Below are 6,550 nucleotides of genomic sequence, written 5' to 3'. Positions count from 1 at the left end.
TCGCTGAGCCTGTGCACCTCCACCGGCGGTCCGTCGCTCGCCCTGTCCGCCCCCGCCTCCTGCTCGGCGCCGGGCGGGCGGACGTACGCCTGCCACACCTCCGGCACCTGGACGGCCCGCAAGGACGGCGAGGTGGTCGCCCGGGGCGCGCTGCCCGGTTCCGCCGACTACGCCGGTCCGGGGACGTACGAGATCACCGCCGAGGTACGGGTCCGCTCCACGCCCGCCGGGGTGGACGTGCGGGGGGAGGCGACCGCCCCGCTCACCCTCACCCAGCCGCTGCGGGAGCCCACCCACCGCATCGAGGTGGACCAGGAGCGGCTGCGCGCGGGCCGGACCACCGTGCTGACGTACACCGTGCACCGGGACAGCGCGGAGGGTGACGGCAGCGGGCGGTTCGGTCTGATCGGCGAGGAGGACTCCGGGATCCGGCTCACCACCGACGACCCGCGCTGCGTCAACCCGCTGATCGGCCGGCACCCGTCCGAGGAGCGCCTGACCCACTCGCTGGACTGCGCGCTCACCGATCTCCAGCCGGGCAACCCCGCCACGGTGGTCGTCCGGGCCACCACCACCGACGCGTGCTCGACCGTCGTGTCGAAGCTGGGGTACTGGATGCCCAAGGGCCAGACGTTCCGCACCGGCGGCATGGTGGCCGGCCCCGCCGTCGGCTGCGACGAGTGACCCGGAGCCCGGCCGGGCGTCGCCCGGAGGGGTGATCCGGGCCACCTGCCCGAAATTCCGCCGGACCGGCGCGCATGAAGCCGTGAAGGCGGGGCAGACGCATGTCGGGTCCCGCCGCGCTCCCCCGTCGTGGCGGGGCCCACCAGCGTTCCGCCCCTGCTCGCGCCGTGTGCCGCGGGCGCTCCCCCACCGCCTCCCGGGCACGCCCTCCTCCCGCGGGCCCCGCCGGCGCCGCGCGGTCCCGCTCCGCGCCCACCGCATGGGATCTTCGGCGGTGCCGATCGCCGAAAAGAGGGAACGCGTCCCTGGGAACGGACACGACCCGGTCCGCGGACGGCAGGCGAGAGGGCGGCGATGAGCGGCGGCGAGGGCAACACCGAGTACGGCCGCAAGAAGTTCACGCGGTCGCCGAGCCACTTCACAGATCGGATCACCGCCGACGGCCGGGACGGCTGGCCGGTGGAGGAGGGACGGTACCGGCTGGTGGTCAGCCGGGCCTGTCCGTGGGCGAGCCGGGCGGTGATCTCCCGTCGGCTGCTGGGCCTGGAGAACGCCGTCTCCCTGGCGATCGCGGACCCCGTCCAGGACGACCGCAGCTGGCGCTTCACCCTCGACCCCGGCGACCGCGACCCGGTGCTCGGCATCAGGTTCCTGCACGAGGCCTACGACAGGCGGGCCACGGGCTACCCCGGCGGCGTGAGCGTGCCCGCGGTCGTCGACGTCCCGAGCGGCGCGCTGGTCACCAACGACTACCGGCAGATCACCCTGGACCTCGCCACCGTGTGGTCCGCCCACCACCGTGAGGGCGCCCCGGAGCTGTACCCCGAGGCGCTCCGGGCGGAGATGGACGAGGTGATGGAGGACGTCCACCGGGACGTCAACAACGGGGTGTACCGGGCCGGTTTCGCGACCGCCCAGGCCGACTACGAGGAAGCCTGCGCCGGGGTGTTCGACCGGCTGGAGCGACTGGCCGAGCGGCTGGAGCGGCAGCGCTACCTGATGGGCGACACCATCACCGAGGCGGACATCCGGCTGTTCACCACCCTGGTGCGTTTCGATCCCGTCTACCACGGCCACTTCAAGTGCAACCGGTGGAAGCTGACGGAGAACCCGGTGCTCTGGGCGTACGTCCGCGACCTCTTCCAGACCCCCGGTTTCGGGGACACGGTCGATTTCGACCACATCAAGCGGCACTACTACATGGTGCACACCGGCATCAACCCCACGCGGGTGGTGCCGATGGGACCGGACCTGTCGGCCTGGCTGACCCCGCATCACCGGGAGCAGCTCGGCGGCCGGCCGTTCGGTGACGGGACGCCGCCGGGCCCGGTTCCCCCGGGCGAGGAGGTGCCCGAAGCGGGGCGTCCGCGACCGTCCTGACCGACGGTGGGGCCGTCCAGGCCTGACCGACCGAAGAACGAAGGAGAAACCCCCTTGGCCACATTCACGCAGAAGAAGCAGAACCTGCCCACCGCCTACAAGCCCCTCGGGTTCGCGCTCAGCTGGGGCGGCGGACGGCTGGCCACCACGGCCTTCCAGAAGACCTGGAAGGCGATCAGGCACGAGGACGACGCGCCCGACGCCCTGGACCGGGACCGCCGGTGGGGCGAGATCCTGCTGGCCGCGGCGATCCAGGGGGCCATCTTCGCCGTGGTGCGGGCGGTCATCGACCGGACCAGCGCCCAGGCGGTCGAGCGCCGGACCGGCGTGTGGCCCGACCACGCGAAGGGCAAGGGCCGGGACTGACACCGGCCACCGTGCCGAGGCCGGGGCTCCGGGACGTCCGGGGCCCCGGTTTCGCGTGCGCCCCGGGCGTGCGGGCGGGGGCAGGGGTGCACGCCGGGGCACGTTCTCACGGCATGTGACGCCGAAAGTGCTACAGGTCACATGTTTAAAGGGTATGTGTTCATGACCGGAAGGGCAGCTTCGGAACGGCTCTGTGCGTCCACCGGCTTGTTCAGGACACCTCTGGAGCCCACCGCCCGTCCCGAAAGGAACCCCCATGCCTCAGGACGTCACCTTCGACCTGCCCTTCTCCACACCGGTCAGCCCTCATCTGGAGTACGCGCGGGAGCGGCACCTGCGCTGGGTGCGTGACCGGGGGCTGGTCCGGAGCGACGCGGGGTTCGAGGAGTACTGCTCGTGGGACCTGCCGCAGGCGGCGGCGCGCACCTACCCGTACGCCTCCGCCGAGGACATGACGGTGCTGATGAACTGGTTCTCCCTCGCCTTCCTCTTCGACGACCAGTTCGACGCCGGCCGGCCGGACCGGGCCGACCGGGTCACCGAGGTGGCCCGTGAACTGATCGTCACCCCGCTGCGTCCGGCGGACACCCCGCCCCGGGTGGTGTGCCCGATCACCCAGGCCTGGGCGGAGGTCTGGGCGCAGTTGTCGCGCGGCATGTCGCTCACCTGGCAGACCCGGTTCGCCGCCTCCTGGGGCCGGTTCCTCACCGCGCACTGCGAGGAGGTGGATCTCGCGGCGGCCGGCCTCGAGGGCACGCTCACCGTGAAGGAGTACGCGCAGTTCCGCCGCAGGACGGTGGGCATACACCACAGCATCGACGCGGGTGAACGCAGCCGCGGTTTCGAGGTGCCGGCGCAGGTCCAGGCGCATCCCGTGATGGAACGGATGAGGGACCTGGCCGCGGACGTCATCGGCTTCATGAACGACATCCACTCCTTCGAGCGGGAGCGGCGCCGGGGCGACGGCCACAACCTGATAGCCGTCCTCCGCCGTGAACTGGGCTGTTCCTGGGAGGAGGCGGCGGCCGAGGCGTACCGGATGACCGCCGCCTGCCTGGTGGAGTACCTGGAGCTCGAGGCCCGGGTGCCGGAGATGTGCGACGAGCTGGGCCTGTCGGAGGACGAGCGCCGGCGCACCTCGATGGGGGTGGAGGCCGTGCAGCACTGGATCAACGGCAACTACGAATGGGCGCTGGTGACCGGACGCTACGCGGCGGACAAGGACACGCCCGCCGCCGCGGCCGAGCGGGCGGGCCGGGGGTCGGTGGACGACCTGCTGTCGGTGAACTGACGTCCGGCGCGACGGAGCGCGTACGACACGGCGGCCGCGCCCCCTCGACGGGAAGGGGACGCGGCCGCCGTGTGGTGTGCGCTCGGTCAGCGGACGGGGAACTCCACCGGCAGGCTGTCCAGGCCGGCCATCCACGTCGACGCGGTGGCGGTCAGCGAGTTTGGCGCCACGGCCGGCCGCAGTCCCGGCAGCCGGTGCAGCAGGACGTCGACCGCGATCTCGATGATGGCGTGCCCGATGCCCTGTCCCGGGCACTCGTGGGGGCCGGAGCTGAACGCCAGGTGCGAGTGGTTGCCCTGGAGCGACACGTCGCCGGCCGCCCGGATCTCCGGGTCGAGGTTGCCCGCCGCCAGCCCGAGCAGGAGCATGTCGCCCTCCTTGACCGAGGCGTCGCCGAGCTGGAGGTCGGCCGTGGCGAACCGGCCGGGCAGCACGGCGAGCGGCGGGGTGTTCCACATGACCTCCTCGACCACCGAGGACAGGGCGAGTTCGCCGCCCACCAGGGCGGCGAGCCGGGCGTCGTCGGTGAGGATCGCCTGGAGCACCCGGGCCAGCAGATTGCTGGTGGTGGTGTGCGCGGTGATCAGCACCAGCCGCAGGTGGTGGAGGATCTCCTCCTCGTCGAGCCGGGCCGGGTGTCCGAGCAGTCCGGTGGTGAAGTCGGCGCCCGGTTCGTGGCGCTTGCGTTCGGCGAGCTCCCCGAGGATCGTCATGATCCGGGCGTTGTGGACGAGGGCGTCCGCGCCGCCCTTGATGACGTGGTTGCTGGACTCGGCGAGGCTGCGCCCCTCGCTCGCCGCGAGGCCGAACAGGCGGGTGAGCACCAGCATGGGCAGGTACTCGGCGAAGTCGGCCACCAGATCGGCCCGGCCGGTCTGGGCGAAGGCGTCGATCTGCTTGTCCGCGAAGTGCGCGACGTGCCGCCGGATGCCGCGGCCGGCGACCGCCTGGAGGCTGTCGGTGACCGCGCCGCGCAGCCGGCGGTGCGGCTCGCCGTCCTGGGAGACGCAGTCGGGGCGCCAGCCGACCATCTGCATCACCGGCAGGTCGTCGTCGACGCGTCCCTCCTTCCAGTCCCGCCAGATCCGGGCGTCCCGGCTGAACTGGAGCGGGTTGTCGAGCACCCGCCGGTTCTCCCGGTAGCCCAGCACCAGCCAGGCCGGGACGTCGCCCTCGATCAGGACCGGCGCCACCGCGCCGTGCTCGCGGCGCAGCCGCGCGTAGACGCTTTCCATGTCGTGGGTCGTCTCGGGCCCGTACAGCCGGGTGGCTCCCCCGTGGGCGACGGGGCAGCCGGTTGCGGTGGCGGGACCGTGGGAGGTCCGTTCGGTCATCGGGGCTCCAGGGCGACGGCGCGTTCCTGCAGATGTCGTATGAGCGCGACGAGGACGTCACGGCTCGCGGCCCGGTCACGGGCGTCGAAGGCGACGACGGGGATGTCCTCCGGGATGTCCAGTGCGTCGCGGATCTCCTCGACCGGGTGGTCCCGGCTGTCGGGGAAGACGTTGAGGGCTATCACGAAGGGGACGTTCTGGCGCTCCATCTCCTCTATGGCGCGGAAGCTGGAGGCGAGCCGGCGGGTGTCGACCAGGACCACCGCCCCCAGCGCCCCCTTGAAGAGCCCGTTCCACAGGAACCAGAAGCGCTCCTGGCCCGGCGTGCCGAACAGGTAGAGCACCAGCTCGTCGTTGATGCCGATCTTGCCGAAGTCCAGGCTGACGGTGGTCTGCTGCTTATCCGTCACACCGATCAGGTGGTCCACACCGGCGCTGGCCTGGGTGAGGGTCTCCTCCGTGGTGAGCGGTCGGATGTCGCTGACCGAGCGGACCATGGTGGTCTTCCCGGTGCCGAAGCCGCCGGCGATCATGACCTTCACCGAGCGGGTGCCGTCCGCCGCCGTGGTCCGGCCGGTGGGGTCAAAGCCTTTGAAGTCCACTGAGTACCTCCTCAAGGAGCGCGAGGTCGGGCCCGAGCCCGGCGGAGTTCGCCGGGACGGGGTCACGGGTTTCCACGCGTCCTGCTTCGAGCAGATCGGCCAGGAGTACCGCGATGATGTTGAAGGGCAGCCCCAGGTGGGCGCCGAGCTCCGCCACCGACAGCGGTTCGCGGCAGCGGCGGAGGATCTCCTCGTGCTCGTGCTGCAGGCCGGGCTGGGGCGACGGCTGCGGCCCCGTCCGGGAGACCACCAGGGTCGCCACGTCCAGGGTCGCCGCAGGGCCGGCCGGTTTGCTGCGGCCTCCGGTGAGCACGTAGTAGCGCTCGAGCCCGGTCGGGTCGGTGGGCCGGCGGGGAGCACTCATCCAGAGTGCTCCTCCAGCCGCGGAGTGGTGCCGAGCAGCTCACCCATCCTCCGGGCCAGATCCCGCATCTGATGGCCCAGCAGGCCCTGGTCGAGGCCTTCCTTGGCGAGAACGCCGAGGTAGGTCTCCTGGCCGGCCCGGACCACGAACAGGTGGCCGCCGTCGACCTCGATCATGGCCAGCCTGAGCTGCCCCGCGGCCGCCGGGAACTGCTCGGCCACCGGCTGCGCGAGCGCCTGCAGTCCGGCGACCACCGCGGCGAAGCGGTCGACGTCGTCGGGGTCGTCGGCGCCGTAGGAGGTGATGGCCTTGCCGTCGCTGGAGGCCACCAGGGTGAAGCGGATCTCCGGGATGCTCTCCGCGAGGTCGCGGAGAGCCCAGCTGACATCGGTTCCCTGCTGCGTCGTCATGCGGACCAGTCGCTTTCTTCCGTACGGGGCTCGGTGGACTCGCGGTCGTCGGCTGCCGCCCTGGGGGCCGGGGCGCCGATGTCACGACCGGCGGTGGCGAAGGCGGCGAGGCCGGCGAA

8 protein-coding genes are annotated in these 6,550 nt (G+C 72.2%); 4 read left to right on the top strand and 4 right to left on the bottom strand.

The window, feature by feature from the left end; genetic code table 11:
• From HW445_RS14765 to HW445_RS14750, 4 genes are all read left to right on the top strand, one after another.
• Positions 1-684 (top strand): hypothetical protein (locus HW445_RS14765; RefSeq protein ID WP_180221477.1); only part of this gene is annotated, 684 nt, incomplete at its 5' end.
• A 354-nt stretch (positions 685-1,038) separates the two neighbouring features.
• Positions 1,039-2,064, top strand: coding sequence for a glutathione S-transferase family protein (locus tag HW445_RS14760; RefSeq protein WP_180221476.1), 1,026 nt, complete (start codon positions 1,039-1,041; stop codon positions 2,062-2,064).
• Positions 2,065-2,118: 54 nt separating this feature from the next.
• Positions 2,119-2,430, top strand: a complete 312-nt coding sequence (locus HW445_RS14755) for a DUF4235 domain-containing protein (protein ID WP_180221475.1) — start codon at positions 2,119-2,121, stop codon at positions 2,428-2,430.
• 256 nt (positions 2,431-2,686) lie between these two features.
• Entirely contained in the window at positions 2,687-3,721 is a 1,035-nt protein-coding gene (locus HW445_RS14750) for a 7-epi-alpha-eudesmol synthase (RefSeq protein WP_180221474.1), read from the top strand.
• Between the two features lie 86 nt (positions 3,722-3,807).
• Here HW445_RS14750 and HW445_RS14745 read toward each other — a convergent pair whose 3' ends face one another.
• The 4 genes from HW445_RS14745 to HW445_RS14730 are packed head-to-tail and all read right to left on the bottom strand — an operon-like array spanning position 3,808 to position 6,431.
• Positions 3,808-5,055 carry a cytochrome P450 gene (locus HW445_RS14745; RefSeq protein ID WP_180221473.1) on the bottom strand — a complete coding sequence of 416 codons (1,248 nt, stop codon included), beginning with the start codon at positions 5,053-5,055 and terminating at the stop codon, positions 3,808-3,810.
• Positions 5,052-5,657 carry an ATP/GTP-binding protein gene (locus HW445_RS14740; RefSeq protein WP_151774035.1) on the bottom strand — a complete coding sequence of 202 codons (606 nt, stop codon included), beginning with the start codon at positions 5,655-5,657 and terminating at the stop codon, positions 5,052-5,054. The genes HW445_RS14745 and HW445_RS14740 overlap by 4 nt, the downstream gene beginning before the upstream one ends.
• The gene (locus tag HW445_RS14735) at positions 5,638-6,021 is read right to left on the bottom strand and encodes a DUF742 domain-containing protein (protein WP_151774034.1); all 384 of its coding nucleotides are present in this window, start codon (positions 6,019-6,021) and stop codon (positions 5,638-5,640) included. The genes HW445_RS14740 and HW445_RS14735 overlap by 20 nt, the downstream gene beginning before the upstream one ends.
• Entirely contained in the window at positions 6,018-6,431 is a 414-nt protein-coding gene (locus HW445_RS14730; RefSeq protein WP_151774033.1) for a roadblock/LC7 domain-containing protein, read from the bottom strand. The genes HW445_RS14735 and HW445_RS14730 overlap by 4 nt, the downstream gene beginning before the upstream one ends.
• Between the last annotated feature and the right edge of the window lie 119 nt (positions 6,432-6,550).

The organism is Streptomyces sp. UH6 (assembly GCF_013421635.1).
In the GTDB taxonomy this organism is placed as follows: Bacteria; Actinomycetota; Actinomycetes; order Streptomycetales; family Streptomycetaceae; genus Streptomyces; species Streptomyces abyssomicinicus.
This window is presented reverse-complemented; position numbering and strand designations above follow the sequence as displayed.